Origin of the sequence: Paraburkholderia sp. WS6 (genome assembly GCF_030464835.1) — a bacterium.
Taxonomy (GTDB): domain Bacteria; phylum Pseudomonadota; class Gammaproteobacteria; order Burkholderiales; family Burkholderiaceae; genus Paraburkholderia; species Paraburkholderia madseniana.
The window spans coordinates 77,801-101,236 of sequence record NZ_JALQCK010000029.1; the positions used below are offsets into that span (position 1 = coordinate 77,801).

Consider the following 23,436-nt stretch of genomic DNA (forward strand, 5'->3'; position numbering starts at 1 on the left):
GATCTATGCCTTGCGCTCAGCCTGAGTAATAGCAGCGAATGCCCGATTCGGACAAAATCTTAACTATCACCGCCATTTGTGCGCCGCGCCATTCTTATCGCTCGATACTAGCGACTGGCCGATTCGAGGGGGCATCCCGGTCCGACGACACTCCTCGATTCTTTTTGCCCGCCGGCACCTCGTCCGGCGGGCTTCTTTTTATTTCCTTGCCATCACGTACGCGATTGCGAGCGCTTCAAGCTGCCCCTGCCCTCTCTCTCATGGCAGATGATCCCCCTACGATCAGTCGACGGCCAAGCCATGCGGCTAAGCGAGCAAGTAGGTGTTGGACAGGAATACCGACGGCGGCGACGACGTCCCGCTGCCGGGAATAAAATGCAGCGCAAGCCGTCGCCTTTCATCTCGCGCACTGCGCGGTGAGACGCCGCGCAGCCGTCCAGCGTCCGCTGCCATGACGCGCCGCGCTGCGGTTCACTTAAGCGTGGCCGCCCCGTGCCACCGTTTCCGGCGTGATCGGCCACATTAATACGCCGTTGGTCAGAGCAACGGTTAGGATGCTCGGCCGACCCGGTTCTTCGGCCGCGATCGTTGTCGCATACTCGTGCGCCGTTTCGGCATCCCCGGCTTCTACTGCGGCCCGGAATGCCTCGAGTTGGGCATTGAGTCGGATGTTCCCCTCAATGTTCGGAAGGCTCGCCTCGATGAGGTCGATCGCTTCCCGATATTTGCCTTGACCACGCAGCGCGGCCGACTCCTGGATGATTTCATTCTCCGTCACCGATCATTCTCCCGCTTACCAACCCCGTTTCCAATTAATCCAGCGCTTGTGAGTCCTGTGCGCTACCAGTACGCTTCAACACTTTATGGTGTTCGTGTCATTCCTTGACGACCGGCGCCAGGGGTTCGCCGCGCCGTCCGTTGAAGTGGGCCACGTCACCGGTCCACCGGCCACTAACGCTATTGCGAGTTCCAGTGCGCGCCAATTCCAACGCCTGACCACACACGTATTTCACGAGGCGTGCTGTCCGTCCCCATCCGACATCTCGAAGAATCAAAACAAGCGCTCACGTATAGAATTGGTGGGAAACACGAGGATTAAAAGATGCGGAAGTACTCACCGAGACCAACAAGCAATGGAAGTATGAGTGAGCACCGGCGTGCGTGGAGACAGGTTGGCAGATACCAACCAACCTCTGACGTTAACGGACACGATAATTCTTTAATCCTCCGCCGCGTGCATGCGCGGGCTAACCATTTTGCCAACGTATTCGCGCTTGGCGAAACAGTCGGCCCCGGGTTCGAGGAGGGCGTCCATGTCATACTGAAAAACGACCTCCGCACCGTAGCGCGGGACCAACGAAATAAGCTTTCGTGTTCAGATGAACCTCCGCATCGGTCGTGATCTCTTCTTTCGTGGCCCAACGGTACGCCGTGTGTTGCAGGTCGGGCAGGCTCGCAAGTTCAATAGCGCCCCGCAGCTTGTACCCGAGTACAACGTAATGAGTCGAGATGCCGGATTGACCACTAAAATTGTCCTCGTACAGATGTTCGTACACGCCAAGAAGGTCGGCGTCGGCCCGTCTGAGGTCGGCTCGACCAAGTTCCTCGCTTGCGATCCGGTGAAAGGCGTCGTCAAGGCGCTCGTTCTTGCGAATGCGACCGCCCGGGACAAACCAGAAACCTTGAGCGGGTTTGTTGACGCGGCGCCCGAGAAGATAATCGCCCATCTCGTTCTCGATGATAAGGTCGATGGCTACCAGTGGTGTTGCATCAACGACATTCAAGTACATATGGATTGGAAGCATGGTCATTCAGCAGGAAATGATCGAAAAGAACGTTGTTACGTGTGAGAAAGCCATCACAGATTGCGGGAAAAAAGCATTGATCAATGCGCGTGCCCCGTGCCGGTATGTCTTTGAGATAGCCATCGTACGCGTACTTTCGCGCACCGGAGCCGTGCGTATCCCAGCAAGGGTACGTTGCAAGATTGGGCCCTGTCCGACAATCTTGGGACCTTATCCGCCGTCTTCTCGTCACTTATCTCGTCAATGCAGCGCTACGCTACTCACGTAATGAAACTTGACGCCGCGCTATGCGGTGAATGTCACGTGCAGTCTCATAGAAGTGCGCGAAAGAACCTCGGATATGCTTGATATGCGAACTGTTGACCAGCAATGCAACAGCGTCGTGAAAGAGAGAGTGGCGCTTCCGTATAGAGGCACCACCGCTGCAAACCACCCTTCATTCACCAGAATCTCCCAACCGTCAGCTCCCTACTAGCGAAGCGGACACTCTCGCTGCGCATCCGCCAAGCTCGCCATGCCGATCAAACCTTGACGGAAAGAGAAATTACCTTGTCGCCTTGCGCCAGATATTCCCGAAACAGGTTTCGTTGAGTAAAGATGCGAGTTCGTCGGACCGTTACGCCTTTGGACAAGCCGATCAGGCGTGCATTTGCGTGCCGACTCGCAGAATATTTCCACTTTCTACGCGCACCATAATCCATGAAAGTCACTATCGTCGGAACAGGTTATGTCGGTCTTGTCACCGGAGCATGCCTCGCGGAGTTGGGCAATGATGTGCTGTGTCTCGATGTCAATGCCGCGAAGATTGAAGAGCTAAACAACGGTGGCGTACCCATCTACGAACCCGGTCTATCGGAAGTGATCGCACGCAATCGCGATGCCGGTCGCCTGACGTTTTCCACCGATGTCGCCAAAGGGGTCGCACACGGCGATATCCAGTTCATCGCGGTCGGAACCCCACCCGATGAGGACGGCTCCGCAGACTTGAAGTACGTGCTTGCTGCCGCGCGTAGCATCGGCCGGCAAATGGACTCATTCAAGGTCGTTGTAGATAAGTCGACCGTACCGGTGGGTACCGCGGACAAGGTGCGTGATGCGATCTTGGAGGAATTGGCGGCACGCGGCAGCGACGCACAGTTCGCCGTCGTCTCGAACCCTGAGTTTCTCAAAGAAGGCGCTGCAGTCGAGGACTTCATGCGACCTGATCGTATCGTATTGGGATACGATTCCGACGTCCCGGGGCTGCGCGCGAAGAGCCTGATGGAGCAGCTCTATGCACCGTTCAACCGCAATCATCAACGCACCCTGTGCATGGACGTGCGATCGGCCGAGTTCACCAAGTACGCTGCCAATGCAATGCTCGCTACCCGGATTTCCTTCATCAATGAACTCGCGAACCTGGCGGATCGCGTTGGCGCGGATATCGAACATGTCCGGCGCGGCATTGGTTCTGATCCACGCATCGGTTACAGCTTCCTGTACGCCGGCTGCGGATACGGTGGCTCCTGCTTTCCGAAGGACGTGCAGGCGCTGATGCATACCGCCAACGAAAACGGCATGGAGCTGAACGTCCTAGCTTCGGTCGAGTATGTGAACACCCTGCAAAAGACGGTGCTGTTCGACAAGATCAAACAGCACTTCAACAACGCACTTAATGGCAAGCACTTTGCCATTTGGGGCCTCGCTTTCAAGCCGAACACCGACGATATGCGAGCGGCAACCAGCCGGCAACTGATCGCAGCATTGATTCGCGCTGGCGCGTCGGTCAGCGTGTACGACCCTGTCGCGCTGGACGAAGCCCGGCGGCGCCTGGCGGAAGACCTCGGTCCCGACCATTACGAGCGTGTGACCTTTGCGAAAGAGCGCGACGTGGCGCTCCGAAACGCCGATGCGCTGGTGATCCTGACCGAATGGAAGGAGTTCCGCAGCCCGGATTTCGAGCAGGTGAAGGCGGCACTGAAGGACACGCTCGTATTTGACGGACGCAATCTATACGACCCCGGTGCGATGCGGGATAGCGGCTGGACGTACTATACGATCGGCCGCGATGCGGCCCGCACTGCATCGTGGTGACGAATTGGCCACATACCCGCAGCGCTACGCGCCAGGCCTGCATATCGCGCGGGATGAGTTGAAGGTGCTCGGGAATCTCTCATTGGCGTTCATGTGTCCGCGCACGCCCTTCGCCAACGAGGCGAGGGGCTTTGATTGATTGTGGTTCGGCGCAGACAGCGGCAATCTAGCCGATGGATCGACCTGGATATGCATGAGTCGCATATGAAAATGAAAACCTTGTTCATGGCGTTAGCGCTGGCGGTGACCGCCCTCGCCTGTGCGTCGGCCAGCGCACAATTCAGGTCGAATTCGGTGCAGGACCACACTTTGTCTCGCAGTCAACGGAACAACGCACAGTCCGCTTCAGCGTCACCCCTGAGCCTCCTGCTGGGGGCGCCGCAGGACGACTCGGAAACCTATCTGCCCGACACCCGTGCCTCATCGTCGCGAGATAACCAGACACGCAATGCACAGCCCCGGCAAAATTCTCCTCTGAGTCCGTTGCTAGGTGCCCCGGAGGACTACGAGGATACCTACCTGTCAGGTCTTGACAACCGACCTGCTGACCAAGCCGCCGCGCGCCAGGCGACCAGCTACAGGCCAACGCCGGTTGAACAATTGCTGTCCCCCGAACTCATCGACCGGAGGAACGCTTCCTCTGCAGAAACGACATCGCACAGCCACGGCGCTAGCTTTCACGTCGCGAGGAAGGGGCAGGAAATCCACAAGTTCGAACCGTCAACCGTTACGCGGGATCCAGCTTCCACCTCGCAACTGAATTCACTCAGTAGTCCAATCTATTCGAATACAGCAAGCATCATCTACAAGTCGCCTTGGTAAATAGATCTTTCGAAGGGTAAGGTTCATTGTGGATAGCATGAGTATGATATTAGAACGCGGCGAAGACGACGCAATTAAGCCCACCATCGCAATCGTAACATCGTCAGTTTCTCGTACTGCGGGGGGCTTGTTCGATGCAGTCAGGGGGATGGTCCTTCAACTGCCTGACGCTGGGGTCACGCCGCATGTATATGGACTGGAGGACGTGCATACGCACCAAGATCGGGCTGCATGGAAATCCACGCCATTGACGACCTCAAGGTCGTTGGGTCCGCCTTCAGTAGGCTTTTCCCCAGCTATGCGTCGCTCACTGATGCATTCTGGCGCGGCATTGGTCCATACACACGGTATCTGGATGCACCCCTCCGCGGACGTGGTTGCGTGGCGGCGCAAGTATCGTAAACCGCATCTGATCTCTCCGCACGGCATGCTTGATCGTTGGATACTGAATCGTTCAAAGCTCAAGAAGTGGCTCGCGTTGGCCGCGTATGAACGGGCTCACCTGCAAGGCGCTACTTGCTTTCATGCGCTAAGTCTGGAAGAGGCTCACGGCATCCGTGCCGCCGGCTTCAGCCAGCCGATTGCGATCATCCCGAATGGCGTGGAGATGCCTGACGTTGCAGTGCATACGAGGCCGTCATGGTGGGACGATAGCCTTCAAGGTAAGCGGCTGTTGCTGTATTTTGGACGCCTACACCCCAAGAAGGGGCTGGACAATCTTCTACTGGCATGGAAATCACTAATTCAAGCGGGATCGCTGGATCAGCGTCTGGTACTGGTCATCGGCGGTTGGGGAGATCAGAGCTATATCGATCAATTGCATAGGATAGTCGACGGACGTGCCGCTGATTATCGCGTCCGATTTGTGGGGCCGCAGTTTGAGGAGGCGAAGTGGCAAACTTATGCAATGTGCGACGGCCTAATCTTGCCGTCATTCAGTGAGGGCTTGCCGATGGTCCCGCTCGAGGCATGGTCAGTAGGCGTGCCATGTGCATTGACCAACCAATGCAATTTGCCCGAGGCATTCGTGACAGGTGCCGCGTTCAGGATAGAGGCCGATGTTGAAGATATCAAGCGCTTCCTGCTCAAGTTCGGAGCGACCGAACAGGGCGAGTTGAGCGCCGTAGGGGAGCGAGGGAGGGCGTTAGTTGTCGAGCGTTTCGTGTGGAGTTACGTCGCACAGCAGATGGCCTCGGTTTATCGTTGGCTGATTGGGGATGGCGAGCGGCCGGACTTTGTGGTGAACCACGTTACATAGGAATTTTCGTTAGAAATAGACACTTGCGAGAGCCAGCGCCTGAGGTTCCGTCTGATTTCCTGCTTTCAGAGGCTCATGGTCACGCAACGACTTCCCTCATCCGCTGAGCTTTAATTCTTCTGCCCCGTGTCGGTGACACGGGTGTTTTGGCCGTTTGCCAAACAGGGGTAAGGTCAGTGCTCGCGATGGTCACCTATGCTTTCAACGTCTCCCCACGGGGCGTCAATTGATTGATGCGTGGCGCGGCGCGGCGATGATTGCGCCGCGATTGTGTTGCATAAGGCACCGTCGCAGCAATCAGTTGGCGGTGAGAGCGCGCGACTGGACCCGACATCTGCAATTTAAACAGTGGAGGCGGTTGAATGGGAGTAGTGCGGATTCGGGCTTTACATCGTCCGAATCCTTCAATCTTTTGGCCGATGCAGGTGCGCTACGGATGAAACTATTCTTGGCGTGGCTATTGCGAAAATACGGCTGAAGGCGGTCGTGTGTTGGGTGTGGCGTAATGCAGTAGGGTGTTACGGATTACGTCGCGGTTACCGATGCCGCCAACCCTTGCTCTGCCTCATGTCCAGCGGTGCGCGCTGCATGGCGCGAATATCGCTAAAGCGTTCACCGGAAAAACATAGCCAAATTCTAAACAGTCCTCTGATCCAGGGGCGCATCGAGTGGAAACCGAATGGACCCGATACGACGCGCGGCGCTTGCCCGCCTGGCACAAATGGGAATCGGGGTTGCATATTTCTCCCGGATTTCAAGAACCCGCGCGGCTGAGACGAACCTTGCCGCGCCTCAAATGAAAGTCGAAACGCTGCTGGAAGACGAGAATTTCAGCGCGCGAGCTCGCGGCGGTGCCCGGGGAGACAACAAAACAGATGACACGGTTGCGCTTCAGGCTTGGATCAACTATCTGGTTGCTAACCACAAACGTGGCACGCTGGGCGCTGGCACCTACCGCATCAGCGCACCTCTCATCATCCCGGCCGGGTATGAATGGGCGATAGATGGCGATATTGCGGGCGCTACGCGGATTCTGCAAACAACGGACAACGTGCCAATCCTTAACATCGACCCGACCGGTCCCAAGCCGTTGATGCACACCTGGCGGATTTCGAACATCGAATTCGATTACATGAACGATCAGCCGGCTTCGAACGAGAACGCTAATCCGATCCTCTTCTCACAAATGGTGTGTGAATTCTCGCTGACGAACTTACGCTTCTCGCGCGGCTCGTATGCGATCAAGGTGAAGCCTGGTATTGGAGGTCCGTGGGGCGGCGATTGGGACGGTCTGGTCTTCGCAGGCAAGCTGAGCGGTGGAGCGATGGACTGGACAGGCGCAGTCAATGCGGTGCCGAATAACCGGTGGGGACGCTTTTTCGTCGAATGCCACAGCATGGCCGGCCCGGTCTTCCGGAACATCAAAGGCTATAACTGGACCATCGACACGATCGAGTTCATCGCCGCCAACCGCGGAGCACAACTCATATCGATGCAGCCGGGGACCGTCTGCACGATCGGTGCAATGAAGCTAGAGAACGGGATTTACCGAGATAACCAGAACTTGATCGCGCTCGGGCCGGCGTGTCACGTCGACATCGGTCAGTTCTGCATCGGTGGCAACGCGATGATACTGAATCCCGCGCACGGCACGATTACGCTTTTTGCCACCGGTGTTGGTGGCGCCACGGGGAATTTCGAACTCGGCACTTTAGTCGCGGACGCAACCGAACTTGGCGAAAATGTCTTCCTGATCAGCGGCGACAAGGGAGGCATGCGCATCAAGGATATGGTGCTCAGAACTCATCCCTGGCAAATCTGCGACAACCTGAAGACCGTGTCTGGCGAAACGCTAACGATTAGTCAATATAAGAATGATCGCCTGTCCGAAAATCTTGGAGACTCTAATTATTCGATCAAGCTTGGCGATCCGAATCTACTTTCATTTGAGAGTAAATTTACAGCCCCGCGCTCCATTGATTTGCCCGATTCACTGAATCAATTATTCAACGGACTTTACTACGAAATACGTGCTGACGGTGCTGTACGCGAACCTAATACACTGACAGTTCGATGCGGAGGCGACGCGAAATATGTCATCAAGACCGACAAGACAATTGTCAGATTCACGTGGCGTCGCGCTTCGAGTGCTACCGCCGGATGGATCCTGACAAATCTTTAATCAATCGCCCAAAACACCGGAAGCACCTTTTCTATGAAAATAAATACAAGCACCTCGATTCTCATCTGGCCGTTTATTTTTCCTCTCGTTTTCGATATTAAAACAGACGAGAATGGCGACCATTCGTGGCAGATCGTGCTGGTCGCTCTGGCAATTTTTTCGGGCGGTTGCTTGCTCGCGATTGCTCCACGTTTCCGCGCGAATCTCCAGTTGAAAAAATTTGTTTCGAGCGCGCTATACGTTACTTTATTGGGCAGTCTTTTCACGCAATTTGCAATCCAGAATGATTTTGCAAATTATCTGCGCGTCCTATTACCTTACGTTTTGTTTTTTCTTGCCTATAAGGTCGGCGTTTCGGCGTGGCACCCCGGGCGCCGGAAATTGATCGAGGACACCCTCGTCAATGCGATGTATTTATCACTCGTTTTCACTCTTGTAGCCGGTCTATTGGCTGGCGGCCCGATCGATCAGGTGCGATACCACGTCGTTTCGCCTGTATTTTTGGGTCTTCAAGGGTTTTTGCTGCACGAGATCATCGTCGCTCGGCGCGTGAAACTGATGTATGTGGCCGTACTTGTTCTGTCCATTGCGATTGAGCTGCTCAGCGTTACGCGGAGTCTTCTGATTGGAACGGTCGGTCTCTTCCTGTTCGCGATCTGGATGGCATCGCCGAATGTGTTGCGCTTCGCAAGGTCAGTGCTTCGTGCGACACTGATCGCGGCAATAATCGGGGCTGTAGCCGGTGGGACTGCAGTGCTAGCGTCCCCGAATTTGGCCGACATGTGGGAACAACGGATTTTCCTCTTCCAGCAGGATAAAAATGGAATAGATCCGACAACCCTGACCCGTGTAGCCGAGGCACAGAATCAGTACGACCAGGTTACGTCATCTCTCTCATCGACGGTGATAGGCGAAGGCTACGGACACCCATACCGATACGCTCAAGAGTATATTTCGGAGCTCGCGCCTTATCTTGGACAGGCAAGACTCGATGCCATGTCGGTTTGGGAGGGAGGCCATAACCTCTGGGTCTATCAGCTCTTCGCCGGCGGCATCTTGTTCGGTCTCGCATTTCCCGGTGCGTTGCTCTACGGTTGCTACCGATGCGCAAGATCTTACAAACGTTCGTATCGTTCCGCTGTAGCGACACAGTTCATGCGAAACAGCGGACGGCACCTGATAATGCTAGTCGGATTTATATTGACTACGATCGGCGGCAATCCAATGGGTCAGCGGTTCAGTGGGCTCGCCTACGGGTTATCGATGGGACTCATGGTTGCGGATCACTGTCGTGGAATCATTGCATCCCGTACCGACGCGGCGTTGAACCGGGAATCTCAGACAACCTCAATACACACCTTTAATCATCAAGAGTTGCATAGTGAAATATGACGACCTCGAAGATATAACTGACGTTGATTGCATTGATCAACTTTCCACGCGGCGAGTGGTTGCATTGATTGTAGCTTGCGATATTCCGTTGTGGATTGTCTGATTGTCGCCAGCAATTACCGTTCGTTTCTGCAGACAGCGGCATCAAATCATTCGTCGCGGGCGGCTACCGGTCGCTTGCGGCGAGCCGCGGCTGGGGGCGCTACGTTGCTAAAACATACTGCGTTGAGCGCGAGAGCGAAACTCACGACGGAGATCCAATTCATTTTTTTCACGGTGCAGCTCCGTGTTTCGATAAACTGGCCGCCCGCGCATATAAAGTGCCACTCATAACATCAGCGAATAAAATTTCTCCTACGGATAGGCTGCCGCCAGCACAGCCTCCTGAAACTCCTTCGCAAACGCAATTCGCCGCGCCAAATTATTTGAATTCGCCATCTCATTCAAGGGTGGCTTATCACTTTTTTCTCGAAAATTACATGACAACGTTTTCGAAATACAATCCGCCAGCTCGCTAGCATTTTTTGGATCGAAATACAGTGCGTTTTTCGGGGCTTGCTCCTGATGAACTTCAATTCTCGATAAAATTATTGTTTTATCAAGTGTTTTTGCCTCTTCCACAGTGGTACTCCAACCTTCAAATCGAGATGGATTTATAACCGCAGCAGCATGAACCATAAGCGAAACAAGATCGCTATATGAAACCACCCCAAGTATCCTAAACCCATCCCCAACTCCAGCCTCACCAATTCTTTTACACAACCAATTGAAGTGATCTTTATTTCTATAATCACTGACACTTCCTGTCGCCAAAACAATAACCTTCCGGCCCTTATCCTTCAATATTTTTAACGCATCAACGACAATCTCGTGATTTTTATGTTGCCAAAATTGATTCGGCAAATGAAAATATTCCCCCGCGAAAGAGAATTTCTCCTCAAGGGCGGCACGATCCAACAAATCAAGATTCTTTGGATAATTCGCCACGAATTTAAGCACGCTTATGCGCTGCGCCTCCACTCGAAAGTATTTTTCCAAATCCTTTCGCGCATGATCGCTACTGACAATAACCCTTGAGCATTGCGAAGCAATCTCGCCGTTCCATTTTTCTCGAGATTTCAATTCAGTTTCCGAAAATAGCTCCGGTAAATGTTTGTGCTGGAAATCCGGAATCCAGCCCATGACCGGCACCCTCGCCCGCCTCCCCAGAGGATGATGATGCGAAAGAACGGAAACACCGTTTTTAATCAAGAATTTCTCAAAGACAATGTCACGACCCGTTGCCCGATATAACAATTTTCTGCAAAACCACGAAGGATGGCGCCGATCCAGCAGTGTTGTTTTTACAACCTCGAGCTGAGGAAAATCTCGAAGCAAATCTTCGGAACCTCGGGTACCAGTCAAAATGACAGGCTCGATTTTTCTGTCAGGCAGCGATTTAATTGCTGAAATCAAATTTCTATAGTAATTAATTCCACCCAGCCAATTTTCATTCCGGAAACCAAAAACAAATGCCACCTTAATCATACAACCTCCCCTTTAAACCATTTTACATACTGATGCAACCCCTCATTTATGCCAATCGATGGCGACCAGCCCCATTTTAGCGCCGCAGAAACATCCCCTTGAAAATGTTTCGGATCACCTGGTTTTTCCCGCCGGGAAAAGCTTGGGACATGATGCGGAGCGATGTTCAAAAACAATTCCTTTAAAATCTCGCTAACTGAGGTTGCGCGGCCAGATGCACCATTTACGATGGGACACTCAGGCGTCGCATGCACAATAGCTGTACGAATAAGATTTGCAGCATCCTCAACGTGCAACCAGTCCCGGGTTTCCTCACCGGTTCCAAAAAAATTGAAATCGCCACTGTAAATTTTCTTGCAGGCATCCCAAATCAGTTGCTTTCTCAATCCTTCTCCATAAATCGAGAAAAACCGGATCACTACCGTTGCGATGTTAAAATTACTTGCATAGGATAAGCAAAGCTGCTCTGCGACTACCTTATGTACGCCGTAGGGTGATTCTGGTAACAGTGGTGCGCGCTCTTCAATCGGTAGTGAAACAGCGTTGCCATAGACGGCAGCGCTCGATGGATATACCACCACAGCTTCCGGCACATGCGTCCGTGCATATTCCAAGACCGCTGCTAAAGTTAAAGCCGTCCGCGAAAAATCGTGCAACGGCCGCGTCAACGAATACGACACAGAGCCACTACCAGCGCAATGAACTATCACTTGGGGGCGTGCATGCATATCTTGCAGAGCGTCCAATGTGACATCATTCGAAAACCATTCTGCCACTCCCCAACGGTTTGCCTCCTTCGGCGTCCATGCGCCGTGTCCCAAACCAAGAACATGCCATCCCGATTCAGACAAATTTCGGCTAACGTGCCGGCCAAGGAAACCGTTGGCGCCAGTAACAAGCGCAGTTTTGCTTCTCATAAATTACCCATATCTGATCCAGCTGCAATTATCGGCAAACCAGGTGTACCACCTGTTCGACGAAGCATTGCTAAAAAGGTATCGTCCGAGGGATTTTCATCCAGATCTGACGGACATAAAATACCGATTGGAATCCATGCCATTTTCGAAAAACTGTATCTCTGGACAACTTTTCCAGGATTACCAACCACCATGCTAAAAGGTGGAACATCCTCTAAGATTAGAGCACCTGCCCCGATCACGCACCCCGACCCTATCGTGACGTTTCCTAAAACGACCGCCCCACAACCGAAGAATACATTATGTCCAATCACGATAGAATCGCCCCGTGTTGTTCCTGTCGTAACATAAGGCGTCGACGGATCGGATATCTCATGCGAACTGCCAAGGAACCTGCAATCCGCAGCTGTCAGGCAATACTCTCCGAACTGAATTTTGTCCCCACTGGAAAGGAAACTTCTTCTGCCCAAAAAACAGTTATCTCCAATCAAAATAGCCGACTTTCCAGCCTCCCTGTGGTTCACGTTAAACCAGCCACTTTCACCGATCACAACGTTCCGACCTATAACAACATTTGATTGCCCGATTATCTGCACAGTATCATGTACAAATGACCTCGCACCCACCTGCAATCTAGTCCGCCTTATAAATCTATAGAATTTGAAGTATATTTTTGGAGGTAAAACATTTCTGGCAAAGCTGCCAATCACAGAGGAGATCTTCATATCATATCCACTAGATACTGGCTACACAAATCAATCTCACACTTACGCATACAGATCACGACAAAATCAATAATTTAAAATCGCATCTTCCCAACTCGAATAAATCTCCAAAATAAAAAACAGTAAGGGACAATTGAAAACAATACATAACTAATAGACGTCCCCAAAACCACCCCGACAAATCCAACCTCTTTCGCGAAAAATATTTTTAATGTGATTGCCGAACACGCAGTCACAAAACCCAATATCAACTGCGTTCGAATTATATTTGCCCCATTCAAAAAAACTGCAAACGTACTACCTACGGCTTCCAAAATTCTCCAGATAGCAAAGCTACACAATATAGCCATCGTTGGGGCTATCGTTTTGCCAACCCATGCTTCTATTATTTCATTTCCAAACAATACAAGGAGCGAAGAAAGCGCGAGCGTTCCGAGAAGGGCCATTTTCAGTGACCTCTTAAGCACGCGCACGGCCCAATCTATATCGTTTCGAGCCAACGCCTCACCGTACGCTGGCCACAATGGCGTCAGCAAGGTAGACAATATCAACGGGATGACACTGAACATCTTCGCGACGACTGCATACTGGGATACAGCACCCATCCCAAGTATCCTGCCTATGATGAAATTATCTGAAGCAAATGCAGCGGCAGCGATTAACTGTAAAAATACAAACAACACGCCAGTTTTTCCAACGCGTGCCGCATCATCCCACGAGGCGTCCGAAAATTTCGGAATCAAATCTGGACGGACAACAAGGAAAAAGATTACTCCATTCAATAGCGCCGCCAGAACTGGCGCGCCACTCAGCGCAAAAACCAACCATTGAAGCCCCGCTTCATAATGCACCGCGACAAGAACCGCAATAAATGCAAAAATACTCCCCACTATCTGCCATAAATTCGCAACAAACCCCATCTGCAGACCTAGTTGCAATCGCTGAACGAGATTTGCAGGTATATTAAACGCGAAGCAAATTACAAATGCTCCTACTGCCTGCCCCGACTCCGATACCGCCAATGGGGTGCGTACGTTTAACCAATCTGCCCATGGCGCTGCTGGGTATATCAGACCGAAGACCGCAAGAATGGCGCATGCGATACAGGACAAAAAAATGCCGGCACTTGCAAAGCTTCTTTTTATTGCTTTGGTGTCCCCCTCTCCATGCGCCTTCGCCACAGCGTTGAGCAAACCGTTACCCATTCCAAGATCCGCGAACCCGAGCATTGCGACGATTGAAGATATGGTCATCCACAACCCGTACCGCTCAGGCCCCAGATATTTAAGGGTAATAGGCACCGTCATCAAGCCCACTGCCGCTGAAAGAAACTTCGCCAAAATTGCAGCCATGCTCGACAGCATGATTCTCCGCTCCCTTTCACGTGATCGTCCTTGCTCAGTCGACGAATCAAACCGGCTCCGCGAAAAAATGTTGGAGACCAATGCTGCGATCTGTTTCATTTGTTAATGTGAAAATAATTTATCGTCGAGAACATAAGCTATGCGAATTGACTGAGCCTGTCTTATGTCACACAAGTCCGCTCAAGTATTACTGCCTCAATGCGGCCGATCGCGGCGTTGCGAAGCGGCGCCCACTCGCATAGCGTCGGCACCCGGGATAGCAAGTCTGCCGTGGCGGAATGGCTTGATCCTTACGCTCCCACGTCGACGCTTCGTTCGCGCAGGTCCTGGATCATCCCACTCGTCTTCTGTCGATTTTTCTGTAGTGCCAGGAGATCTCTGATCCTTAAGAAAGCCCTCATTACCGGTCGCTCCTGTCAGCGTGGAAGGCCGCCACTGTCGGCTTCTGCGCCTGCTGCTGGTCGCCACCCTCCATTTCCATTTGCCGCCTGTTTTCTGGATGCAAGGCGCGGAGTCTCGCATCGAAGTCGCCCATCACTGCATCTCGGGACAGCGCCGATACCGCATAGGCACGCGCTTTCTCGCCGAGCGTGGCGCGCCTCGCGGAATCCGACGCCAGTGCAATGAGCGCGTTGGCTAGCGGTTCGAGCTGCTCTGGCGGCACAACCACGCCACGAGGTACCACTACGTCGTGCAACTCCGTTCCCGCCCGTGCCATGGCAACAATCGCGCGACCACTCGCGAGCATGCCGGTGAGCTTCGACGGCATGACGAGATCTGCCGCATCTGCGCGTTGCGGCAGCACGTGAATGTCGGCAAGGTTCAGAAGCGTGTTCAGACGTTCGATCGGTTGTAGCGACACGAAGCGGCAGTTCGCCAAACCCTCGCATTGCTTCATCAGCACTTTCTTCGTCGGTCCGTTGCCGCAGAACACAAACACAAGATCCTCCCGATTCGCAAGCGACACCGCGGCGGCTGCAAGCACCTCTAGTCCCTGCTTGGCCCCCATGTTGCCTGAATACAGTACGACCGTTGCCGACGTTGGTATATCAAGTTCAAGACGCATTTCGCTTGGCTTTTCAAGCGGAAAAATTTTGTCTATATCAACCCAGTTCGGAAACGCGAACAGCTTTTTTGGGGGCACGCCCTTGCTCGCGGCGCGCTCGATCATCTTTCTCGAAATCGTCGAGACCACGTCAAAGCGCTGCATCAGCAGACGCTCGATAGATAGCGCAACTCGCTTGAGTCGAGCCCCCTTCAACATCCCAAGTCCGAACGCAGCATCGACTTCAAAGTCCTGGATATGAAGCCAGGCGCTCGCGCGTGCTAGCCGCGCGCTGAACCAGGCGACTGGGGCGTTCATCAAACTGGGCGCAACAGCTACGACGGCGTCCGGTCTCCAGAGCACCTGGCGCAAAACCACCGGGAAACTCGATATTGCGAAGCTGACGAGGTGCACCATACGCTTGGCGCCACCCGGAGTTTTGGGCACCCAGACTGGGCCGCGCCAAACATCCACACCTGCTTGCGCCCGACGGCTGTATCGCCATCCGCTGAAGCCCTGCGCCACACGCCAATCAGGGTAGTAAGGGGGGGCGCACACCACGCGCACATCGTGTCCCAAAGCCACAAGTGATTCGGCCATCTCGGCCGAATACTTGCCAATACCCGTCAATTCCGGCGCGTAGTTCATGCCATAGATCAGGATCTTCATGCGGTTTCCCTGCGCTTTATTGGACGACACGGGTGACCTAAACAAACCATTCCCGCCGGCATATCAGCAAACACCGAACTGCGCGCGCCAATCAGTGCGCCACGGCCGATCGTCACTCCCGGCGCGACAAACACCCCTGCAGCCACCCAAGCCTGTTCGCCGATATGGATAGGCTTGCCGCGGATCGCAAAATCGACGCGCGCCGGATCATGATCACCGCCGCACAGATAGGACCGTTGAGAAACCACCGCATGTGCTCCTATCTCGATCGGGCCAAGGCTGTAAAGCACTGCATCATCGCCGATCCAACTGTATTCCCCGAACGTTACTTTCCATGGATAGGTCACTACGACCGTCGGCCTAAGCAACACTCCTTTGCCAACGCGTGCGCCGAACGCGCGCAGCAAAAAGCGGCGCCAGCCATACAAGAACTGAGGCGACGCGCGGAACAACAGCGCCGAGCAAATCCACCATAACTGGACGACCAATGCGTTACGCCCCCTGAATCCGCGCGGCACAGAAAACTGGCGCAAGTCCTGGAACGTCCGCTCCGTTGCCGCTTGCGCAGCGCCCTCCGTGGCAAAGGGTTCAGATTTCATAGTTCAACCGCCCTGTCAACGATGTCGGCCAACCTCCGGCCCAACGTCGGTGAATTGAGTTGCCGATATTTCGAAAAGGCGCACGTGGCGATTGCCTGTATTGCTTCGGGTGGACGAGTCCAGATATTGCAAAGGGATGCGGCCAGTGAATTTGCTCCGCCTTCCCGAGAGTACAGAAACCCGGTTCGGCCATCTTCTACATACTCGGGTTCGGGACCCATGTGCAGCGACAACTGGTCATGTACTAGCGGAGGCAAACTTAATCCGAACATGTGTACGACGCTCAAACCCGCAGCGCCTGGATAACATCCGATTCGGCACGCTCGGCTGATCACCGCAATTTCCTTGTCGTCGAAGACTGCGCCGTGCCAAAAGAGATAGTTGCAATGCGAATAGGTATTTTTCAGTCGATCACGCAGCTCTCCATCGCCCACCACATGCAGAACGATTGCATGGCCTGCGTTCCGCATCTGCTCCACCGCCTCGATGAGATATTCCACGTTAGAGCCATCGCGCAAGCGCCCGAGAAACAACACGCCTTGCTCCGCGCCCGTCTTTTCTGAAGGATCCACAGTCTGCGTGACAGTAAGCGAATTACTGGCCACAACTAGTTTCGAACTCGGGCAACCGATTCGCTCAAGCGAACGTTTCGAAGCCTCCGAGTAGCAAACATATTGAGTCGACAACGCAACTGCTGCTCGATAGCAAAGAACTCGTGCCAAACCCGGTTTCGCGTACCGGTAGAGCCCTTGACCATGAATCACTACCGGAACTCTCAATGCGCGCCCCGAAGCTAGCGCGAGCCACAACGAGAGGTACGTCACGTCCGCGAAAATCAAAACAGCGGCGGGGCGTTCGCGCACAATACGCCCTAATACCTTGCTCTGGATCTTGATTCGCCGCGAAAGTAGATGAGTAATGCCAGTCTCGACAAACTCCTCACACACCGGCTGCTCTCTCGAAAATCCGCGCGACTCGACCCCGTGTGAACTGGCGAATACCTTTACCTTGAAAATCCGCCCCAATGCGGCAACCACCTCCACGCGGTACCGCGCAATTAAAGGTTGCACATAGAAAACCGTACGTTTCGCCGAAAACCGACCGGCTGTCGCGGCACCCTCGCTGCTTGGCTCCGACATGAGTTCTTTACTCACCATGCACGCTCCACACTTCCGAAAAAATCAAGAAACAGGGCACTGCTCCGAAACAGCGCGCCGGGTGCGGGCGGCGGCAATCGCATCTATGACGTTACGTCCGAACGCTTGCGGCGCATGCGCCCCAGCGAACTTGCGTAACGACGCGGAACCACTCATTGCGGAGACCGAGTTGATCAGCCGCGACCAGTCGAAGCGCATACCAGCGTTATCCGCGATTGCGAACTCGCCCCATTGGATTCCAAGCGCGTGCTTCTTGCGGTTGCGTTCAATCAAACCATCGCCAGCTGTGACCACCGGAACACCCGCCTGTGCAGATTGAATCAGTACGCCGCTCATGCCACTGAAGTTTTCATAACAAAGCCAGACAACGTCGGCGCAAGCAAATACCTGCCCCTCCTCCACGTCGGTAACGAAGCGGTCGACGATAACTAGCTGCATTTCGCGTTCTGGATGACGAGAAATAAATCCGCTAACCATACGCTGCGCATCAGCGTCCTGCGATCCCACTAGCAACAACCGGAAATACGACGGAAGATCCGGTGCTCCGAACAAGGTCAACAATTTTGCTAGCCCTTTGCGCGGACTTAAAGAACCATATGACACGACAACAAAATCGGTTGCCGAAAACCCATACGTTGCACGCGCGCTGATTCGTTCGCAAGGTTGCCGAATAGACGAGACATCCGGAACGTAGCGAAACTTTCTGGAGTGGCGTGGAATCGCGTAATGCACGTAAGTCTCCAGCGGTTCGTCGATCGACGTCAACAATTCGAAATTCGGCACACGCAGCGCGAGACGAAACAACAACTCATTGATCTTATCCTGCTTGCCGCTCACCCCGGCGATACCACATTTGTAGTGATGAAACCTCGCGGCAACCATCATTCCGCCGAAAAGTACATTGCCAAACGGCGATCCATACCAGCCCACAACCTTATCGATATAGTTAAAATAGGGCAGGTAGACGAAATCGACACGATCATGCCGCGAAACCGCCCGATAACCTGCCTGGAACGCGCGAATTGACAAGTATTGCGCACGAAGCAAATCGAGCTGGCCACTGCCTCCACGCGCTACGTCGGGCATCAACACGATTCTCAATCGTGCGCCGAACTCGGACACGACTGCCTTGCAAGCGGGATGAAGAGTCGCCGAAGCGGTGGTCAGCAATATCACCCGCCATCCGCGAGCAAGCGCCTCCGCAACGATGAGACGCACGTACAGAATCATCCGGTGACCGGTGGCTTCGGGCTCGACGAGCATAAGTGTAGTCATGTTGCGCTCCTGTACGCATTCCGATCAAACTCTCCAGCACTCAAAATATGGCAATCCAAATTCAAATAGCGTTTGACAGCAAGCTTCGTGGTTAGCGACTCTGCAATACGCAGCACCATCATGCATGCCGCGACCAGATCAATCGATTTCGGCCTCAATAGACGCGCGTGGTAGAACTTCCACGTCACCATCAGGTGCGAGACGGTCTGTTGGGCACAGCCCCACGTCGCACAGCTTCCGTAGAATCGGTTCAATTTCGTATGCTCTCGGTACGCGACTAGGCCCGTTCCAGAACTCGCGACTCGTAGCGTCGCAGGAAATCCCGATACGTAGAGGCCAATCCGTCTACGAGACCAATCTTTGCGCGCCAGCCGAGCTCAGCGAGCTTGCTGACGTCGAGCAGCTTTTGCGGTGTGCCGTCCGGTTTGCTGGCGTCAAACTCGATGCGGCCTTCGAAGTCCACTGCACGCATTGCCGCACGCGCCAGTTCCTCGATAGTGACGTCCGCGCCGCAGCCGACGTTGTACAAGCCCCCACTGATCTCACTTTCAAGCAAAAATACAGCTGCATCAGCCATGTCATCGACATGCAGGAGTTCGCGGCGTGCACGGCCCGTACCCCAGACCGTCATACTATCGGCTCCACTGACTTTCGCTTCGTGCGCCTTGCGCAGCAACGCCGGCAACACATGGCTAGTCTTCAAGTCGTAGTTGTCATTTGGTCCATAAAGGTTGGTCGGCATCACCGATAGGTATTGCGTTCCGTATTGATAGTTGAAGGCTTCGCACAACTTGATGCCCGCGATCTTTGCTATCGCATAGGGCTCGTTGGTCTTCTCGAGCGGACCGGTCAGTAGATAGTCTTCTTTGATGGGCTGCTGGCATTCGCGTGGATAAATGCAGGACGACCCGAGAAACACCAGCCTCTGAACACCGGCTCGATAGGCCGCGTGGATCACATTGGCCTCGATAATCAGGTTCGTATACAGGAAGTCCCCGGGGTAACTCTCGTTAGCTAGGATGCCGCCGACCTTGGCGGCGGCAAGCAGGACCACGTCGATAGCACCGTCACGAAAAAATTCCTCTACGGCGACTTGATTCGTCAAGTCGAGCTCGGAACGGCTTCGCGTAATCACATTGTAGTAACCACGGGTCGCGAGGTTGCGTACCAATGCCGAGCCAGCCATCCCACGGTGTCCGGCGACAAAGATTCGAGCGCTCTTGTCCATGGTGCTTACTCGTTGTACTCAAACGTCTTGAAACCCGCGAGCGTCACCAACGCATCCCGCTTCGCGACCTGGTAGTCAGCCCGCACCATTTCCTTGACCAGCGATTCGAACGACGTAACCGGCTTCCAGCCCAACTTTTCGTGCGCCTTGGTGGGATCGCCCAACAGCGTTTCCACTTCGGCCGGGCGGAAGTAACGCGGATCGACACGCACGATTACGTCGCCCGGCGCCACCTTCGCTTCGCCACCTATGACGCGTTCGACAATGCCAACCTCGTCGACGCCCGCTCCTTCAAATCGCAAATGGATGCCCAATTCGGCAGCGGCTTGCTCAACGAACTGACGCACGCTGTACTGCACGCCCGTGGCAATAACAAAGTCTTCGGGCTGCTCCTGTTGCAGCATCATCCATTGCATCTCGACGTAATCGCGCGCGTGACCCCAGTCGCGCAGCGCGGACATGTTGCCGAGGTACAGACATTCCTGCAGGCCCGTTGCAATGCGGGAGATCGCCCGCGTGATCTTGCGCGTCACAAAGGTCTCGCCGCGCACCGGCGATTCGTGATTGAACAGGATGCCGTTGCACGCGTAGATGCCGTAAGCTTCGCGATAGTTGACGGTGATCCAGTAGGCGTACAGCTTGGCCACCGCATACGGGCTACGCGGGTAGAAAGGCGTGGTCTCCTTTTGCGGGATTTCCTGTACTAATCCGTAGAGTTCCGACGTCGATGCCTGATAGAAGCGCGTCTTTTTTTCGAGACCGAGAATCCTGATCGCCTCGAGGATGCGCAGCGCTCCGATGCCGTCAGCGTTCGCCGTATACTCCGGCTCCTCGAACGAGACAGCGACGTGGCTTTGTGCTCCGAGGTTATAAATTTCGTCAGGCTGGGCGCGTTGAATGATCCGCACGAGGCTGGTCGAGTCGGTCAGATCTCCGTGATGCAGGATGAAGCGGCGATCGGACGCATGCGGGTCCTGATACAGATGATCGATTCGTTCCGTGTTGAACAGCGACGAACGGCGTTTGATGCCGTGAACTTCATAGCCCTTGCTCAACAGTAATTCGGCAAGGTACGAACCGTCCTGACCGGTGACGCCGGTAATCAGGGCAACTTTGTGACTCATGGTGTGATGCTCCTCGTAATCGATGCGCCGGGACCGTCCTCGCGCCTTGCTCGGGTGTTGGGACGCTTATTCCGCACTGCTTTCGTAACCGTAGTAATACGTGCCATAGCCAAGACGTCTCTGCGGCACATCGGTAAACAGCACGCCCTTGAGGGCGACGCCGACATTGCGCAGGCGGTTGGCAGACTCCAGGATTTCCGGCATGGGGTGGCGGCCATGACGCACCACCAGTAAGGTCGTGCCGGCGTGCTTACCGATCAGCGCCGCATCGGTCACGGCCAGCAACGGCGGCGTGTCGACAATGACGATGTCGTAGAGACTCGAAACATGCTCGAGCATTGTCTTGAAGTGCTCGCTCATCAGCAGTTCGGCCGGATTCGGTGGCAATGAACCCTTCGGCAGGACGTCGAGGTTCGGCAGCACTTCACGCAGGACCGCCCCGTTGATGTCCAATCCCGCGATGACATCCGAAAGCCCCGGGTGTCTCGACACACCAAAATAGCTGTGCAAATCGCCACGCCGCATGTCCGCATCGATCAGCAAGATGCGCTTACCACCGCTCGCGAGCACCGCCGCCAGATTCACCGACATAAAGGATTTCCCGACCTCAGGACGCGGACCGGTAATGACGATCACGTTATTGGCAGCGTCGAGCAGACCAAACTGCAGCGCGGTGCGCAAACTCCGAATCCCTTCGATGGCCACGTCGTGCGACGCGATCGAGGCAAGCACGTGATGACCGGTGCGGCCCCGCCGCATGCCCTGACGCAAATGCACCTGTGTCTCGCTGTGCGGCACGGCTGCGTAAACCGGCAGGCCCAGCGCCTGTTCGATTTCCTCGCTGTTTTCCACGCCGCCGAACAGCGCGTTCTTGACGAATGCCGCCGCCGTTCCAGCAATGAGTCCTAGCACCGCCGCCAGCACGATCACGAGCGTCCGCTTCGGCTTGACCGGCACCTCGCCCGCAACAGCGTAGTCAACCACGCGGACATTGCCGACCTGACCCGCCTTGACGATCTTCAACTGCTGCGCGCTGTCCAGCAGGTTCGTGTACAACTCCGTGTTGACACGCACATCACGCAACAGGCGCAGGGCGGACTGTTCCGTGTCCGGCAAAGTCGAGACGCGCTTGTTCAGCCGGGTCTGTTGCGCTTCGAGCGACGCGATCTGCGCCCCCAGTCCTACAACTCCCGGGTGTGATGGCGTAAAACGCTGCGCCATCTCGATCTGCTGTTGCTGCAGATCGACGAGTTTGGTTTTGCTGTCGACAATCTGTTGCAGCAGAAGACGGCTTTCTTCGGTGAGATCGACCGTTCCCTTCTGGTTGCGAAATGCGTTATAGCGATCCTCTGCCTGATCGAGCTGTTTGCGAAGCTGCGGCAATTGCTGGTCAAGAAAGCTGAGTGTGTGCTCCGCTTCGGCAGACTTACGGTCGATGTTCTGCTGGACATACGTCGCTGCGATCGTATTGATTATCTCGGCGGTGCGCTTGCTGTCCGAGCCGTCGAGCGAAACGCCGATCACCCCGGACTGCTTGGTTTTCTCGGCGATAACAAGCGCATCCTGCAACTGATCGATCGTGAGGAGCGTGGAAGCCCGGGTCAGAAAGAATTGCGTGCCCGGTCGCGCTTCAATACGCGAGACCTGCAATTCAACTGGACCCGCTGATTCGCTGCCTCGGGTAACGCTACCCACCTGCCCGTGAAGAACAACGTCGCCATCAGGATCGACCAGATCGAATTTGTCTCCGCCGCGCGCCACCAATGTGTACCTCGCGTCGTATCGGTCACGCGGCACATTGAATCGCGATACTTCGATCTTCTCGCCGCCCCACGCGAAACGCCCGAGGCCAAACAGAGGCGGTGCCAATTCATTGGCCCCCGCACGCCGCGCCAGGACGGCGCCGATGAGCGGGAAATAACGCGGCTGCGCGCTGATATCGAGGTGCAGCGATTTCACTGTCTGGCCGACCACGAGTCGCGATCGGATCAACTCGATCTCCGCATCGGCCGTCTGCTTGGTGTCGAAGATCGACGCCAGTTCGCCCAGTGCGTCCTTGGTTGAATTTGCACTGTCTTCAACCTGGATCATCGCGTCCGCGCGATACACCGGCCTTGCGATAAACGCATAGAGAGTTCCGATTATCAGCACAGACGCTGCGATGGCAACAATCAGCTTCCAACTCTCCGCGATAACCGAAAGGTAGTCGGAAAGATGTATTTCATCGCCATTCGACGAATCGATGAATCGATTTTGGTTTACGGATGCCATAGA

Annotated in this window: 18 protein-coding genes; 5 read left to right on the forward strand and 13 right to left on the reverse strand. The window is 54.6% G+C overall.

Annotated elements, in window-relative coordinates; translation table 11 throughout:
• Positions 1 to 475: 475 nt before the first annotated feature.
• Entirely contained in the window at positions 476 to 778 is a 303-nt protein-coding gene (locus M0D64_RS29170) for a hypothetical protein (RefSeq protein ID WP_266260286.1), read from the reverse strand.
• 538 nt (positions 779 to 1,316) lie between these two features.
• On the reverse strand, positions 1,317 to 1,805 hold the full coding sequence (locus M0D64_RS29175) for a GDP-mannose mannosyl hydrolase (protein ID WP_266260287.1): 489 nt from the start codon (positions 1,803 to 1,805) through the stop codon (positions 1,317 to 1,319).
• A 699-nt stretch (positions 1,806 to 2,504) separates the two neighbouring features.
• Here M0D64_RS29175 and M0D64_RS29180 point away from each other — a divergent pair.
• The 5 genes from M0D64_RS29180 to M0D64_RS29200 all read left to right on the forward strand — a co-directional run bounded on the left by M0D64_RS29180 (position 2,505) and on the right by M0D64_RS29200 (position 9,532).
• On the forward strand, positions 2,505 to 3,878 hold the full coding sequence (locus M0D64_RS29180) for a UDP-glucose/GDP-mannose dehydrogenase family protein (protein WP_266260288.1): 1,374 nt from the start codon (positions 2,505 to 2,507) through the stop codon (positions 3,876 to 3,878).
• 204 nt (positions 3,879 to 4,082) lie between these two features.
• Positions 4,083 to 4,700 carry a hypothetical protein gene (locus M0D64_RS29185; RefSeq protein WP_266260289.1) on the forward strand — a complete coding sequence of 206 codons (618 nt, stop codon included), beginning with the start codon at positions 4,083 to 4,085 and terminating at the stop codon, positions 4,698 to 4,700.
• A gap of 43 nt (positions 4,701 to 4,743) precedes the next feature.
• Positions 4,744 to 5,958, forward strand: a complete 1,215-nt coding sequence (locus tag M0D64_RS29190; RefSeq protein ID WP_266260326.1) for a glycosyltransferase — start codon at positions 4,744 to 4,746, stop codon at positions 5,956 to 5,958.
• A 679-nt stretch (positions 5,959 to 6,637) separates the two neighbouring features.
• Positions 6,638 to 8,140 carry a hypothetical protein gene (locus M0D64_RS29195; protein WP_266260290.1) on the forward strand — a complete coding sequence of 501 codons (1,503 nt, stop codon included), beginning with the start codon at positions 6,638 to 6,640 and terminating at the stop codon, positions 8,138 to 8,140.
• A 33-nt stretch (positions 8,141 to 8,173) separates the two neighbouring features.
• Positions 8,174 to 9,532, forward strand: coding sequence for a hypothetical protein (locus M0D64_RS29200; RefSeq protein ID WP_266260291.1), 1,359 nt, complete (start codon positions 8,174 to 8,176; stop codon positions 9,530 to 9,532).
• Between the two features lie 354 nt (positions 9,533 to 9,886).
• Here M0D64_RS29200 and M0D64_RS29205 read toward each other — a convergent pair whose 3' ends face one another.
• The 11 genes from M0D64_RS29205 to M0D64_RS29255 all read right to left on the reverse strand — a co-directional run bounded on the left by M0D64_RS29205 (position 9,887) and on the right by M0D64_RS29255 (position 23,433).
• Entirely contained in the window at positions 9,887 to 11,059 is a 1,173-nt protein-coding gene (locus tag M0D64_RS29205; RefSeq protein WP_266260292.1) for a glycosyltransferase family 1 protein, read from the reverse strand.
• The gene (locus M0D64_RS29210) at positions 11,056 to 11,976 is read right to left on the reverse strand and encodes an NAD(P)-dependent oxidoreductase (RefSeq protein WP_266260294.1); all 921 of its coding nucleotides are present in this window, start codon (positions 11,974 to 11,976) and stop codon (positions 11,056 to 11,058) included. The genes M0D64_RS29205 and M0D64_RS29210 overlap by 4 nt, the downstream gene beginning before the upstream one ends.
• Positions 11,973 to 12,701, reverse strand: coding sequence for a DapH/DapD/GlmU-related protein (locus M0D64_RS29215; RefSeq protein ID WP_266260296.1), 729 nt, complete (start codon positions 12,699 to 12,701; stop codon positions 11,973 to 11,975). Before M0D64_RS29215 ends, M0D64_RS29210 begins: the two co-directional genes overlap by 4 nt.
• Before the next feature lie 74 nt (positions 12,702 to 12,775).
• Positions 12,776 to 14,065 (reverse strand): oligosaccharide flippase family protein, encoded by a 1,290-nt coding sequence (locus M0D64_RS29220; RefSeq protein ID WP_266260298.1) that lies wholly within the window; start codon positions 14,063 to 14,065, stop codon positions 12,776 to 12,778.
• Between the two features lie 400 nt (positions 14,066 to 14,465).
• Complete coding sequence (locus M0D64_RS29225; protein ID WP_266260299.1) at positions 14,466 to 15,779, reverse strand: glycosyltransferase WbuB; 1,314 nt, start codon at positions 15,777 to 15,779, stop codon at positions 14,466 to 14,468.
• Entirely contained in the window at positions 15,776 to 16,378 is a 603-nt protein-coding gene (locus M0D64_RS29230) for a putative colanic acid biosynthesis acetyltransferase (RefSeq protein ID WP_266260301.1), read from the reverse strand. Before M0D64_RS29230 ends, M0D64_RS29225 begins: the two co-directional genes overlap by 4 nt.
• Complete coding sequence (locus M0D64_RS29235) at positions 16,375 to 17,535, reverse strand: glycosyltransferase family 4 protein (RefSeq protein WP_266260303.1); 1,161 nt, start codon at positions 17,533 to 17,535, stop codon at positions 16,375 to 16,377. The genes M0D64_RS29230 and M0D64_RS29235 overlap by 4 nt, the downstream gene beginning before the upstream one ends.
• Before the next feature lie 24 nt (positions 17,536 to 17,559).
• Positions 17,560 to 18,810 carry a hypothetical protein gene (locus tag M0D64_RS29240; RefSeq protein ID WP_266260304.1) on the reverse strand — a complete coding sequence of 417 codons (1,251 nt, stop codon included), beginning with the start codon at positions 18,808 to 18,810 and terminating at the stop codon, positions 17,560 to 17,562.
• A 277-nt stretch (positions 18,811 to 19,087) separates the two neighbouring features.
• On the reverse strand, positions 19,088 to 20,038 hold the full coding sequence (locus M0D64_RS29245) for a GDP-L-fucose synthase (protein ID WP_266260305.1): 951 nt from the start codon (positions 20,036 to 20,038) through the stop codon (positions 19,088 to 19,090).
• Positions 20,039 to 20,043: 5 nt separating this feature from the next.
• Positions 20,044 to 21,162, reverse strand: coding sequence for a GDP-mannose 4,6-dehydratase (gene gmd, locus M0D64_RS29250; RefSeq protein WP_266260308.1), 1,119 nt, complete (start codon positions 21,160 to 21,162; stop codon positions 20,044 to 20,046).
• Positions 21,163 to 21,228: 66 nt separating this feature from the next.
• Positions 21,229 to 23,433 (reverse strand): polysaccharide biosynthesis tyrosine autokinase, encoded by a 2,205-nt coding sequence (locus M0D64_RS29255; protein WP_266260311.1) that lies wholly within the window; start codon positions 23,431 to 23,433, stop codon positions 21,229 to 21,231.
• Positions 23,434 to 23,436: the final 3 nt, after the last annotated feature.

What these genes read in the sequence shown, in the direction of transcription:
- M0D64_RS29175 (WP_266260287.1), bottom strand. Translation starts at nt 1,805, where the DNA reads ATGCTTCCAATCCATATGTACTTGAATGTCGTTGATGCAACACCACTG.
- M0D64_RS29180 (WP_266260288.1), top strand. Translation starts at nt 2,505, where the DNA reads ATGAAAGTCACTATCGTCGGAACAGGTTATGTCGGTCTTGTCACCGGA.
- M0D64_RS29185 (WP_266260289.1), top strand. Translation starts at nt 4,083, where the DNA reads ATGAAAATGAAAACCTTGTTCATGGCGTTAGCGCTGGCGGTGACCGCC.
- M0D64_RS29190 (WP_266260326.1), top strand. Translation starts at nt 4,744, where the DNA reads ATGATATTAGAACGCGGCGAAGACGACGCAATTAAGCCCACCATCGCA.
- M0D64_RS29195 (WP_266260290.1), top strand. Translation starts at nt 6,638, where the DNA reads ATGGACCCGATACGACGCGCGGCGCTTGCCCGCCTGGCACAAATGGGA.
- M0D64_RS29200 (WP_266260291.1), top strand. Translation starts at nt 8,174, where the DNA reads ATGAAAATAAATACAAGCACCTCGATTCTCATCTGGCCGTTTATTTTT.
- M0D64_RS29205 (WP_266260292.1), bottom strand. Translation starts at nt 11,059, where the DNA reads ATGATTAAGGTGGCATTTGTTTTTGGTTTCCGGAATGAAAATTGGCTG.
- M0D64_RS29210 (WP_266260294.1), bottom strand. Translation starts at nt 11,976, where the DNA reads ATGAGAAGCAAAACTGCGCTTGTTACTGGCGCCAACGGTTTCCTTGGC.
- M0D64_RS29215 (WP_266260296.1), bottom strand. Translation starts at nt 12,701, where the DNA reads ATGAAGATCTCCTCTGTGATTGGCAGCTTTGCCAGAAATGTTTTACCT.
- M0D64_RS29220 (WP_266260298.1), bottom strand. Translation starts at nt 14,065, where the DNA reads ATGCTGTCGAGCATGGCTGCAATTTTGGCGAAGTTTCTTTCAGCGGCA.
- M0D64_RS29225 (WP_266260299.1), bottom strand. Translation starts at nt 15,779, where the DNA reads ATGAAGATCCTGATCTATGGCATGAACTACGCGCCGGAATTGACGGGT.
- M0D64_RS29230 (WP_266260301.1), bottom strand. Translation starts at nt 16,378, where the DNA reads ATGAAATCTGAACCCTTTGCCACGGAGGGCGCTGCGCAAGCGGCAACG.
- M0D64_RS29235 (WP_266260303.1), bottom strand. Translation starts at nt 17,535, where the DNA reads ATGGTGAGTAAAGAACTCATGTCGGAGCCAAGCAGCGAGGGTGCCGCG.
- M0D64_RS29240 (WP_266260304.1), bottom strand. Translation starts at nt 18,810, where the DNA reads ATGACTACACTTATGCTCGTCGAGCCCGAAGCCACCGGTCACCGGATG.
- M0D64_RS29245 (WP_266260305.1), bottom strand. Translation starts at nt 20,038, where the DNA reads ATGGACAAGAGCGCTCGAATCTTTGTCGCCGGACACCGTGGGATGGCT.
- gmd (WP_266260308.1), bottom strand. Translation starts at nt 21,162, where the DNA reads ATGAGTCACAAAGTTGCCCTGATTACCGGCGTCACCGGTCAGGACGGT.
- M0D64_RS29255 (WP_266260311.1), bottom strand. Translation starts at nt 23,433, where the DNA reads ATGGCATCCGTAAACCAAAATCGATTCATCGATTCGTCGAATGGCGAT.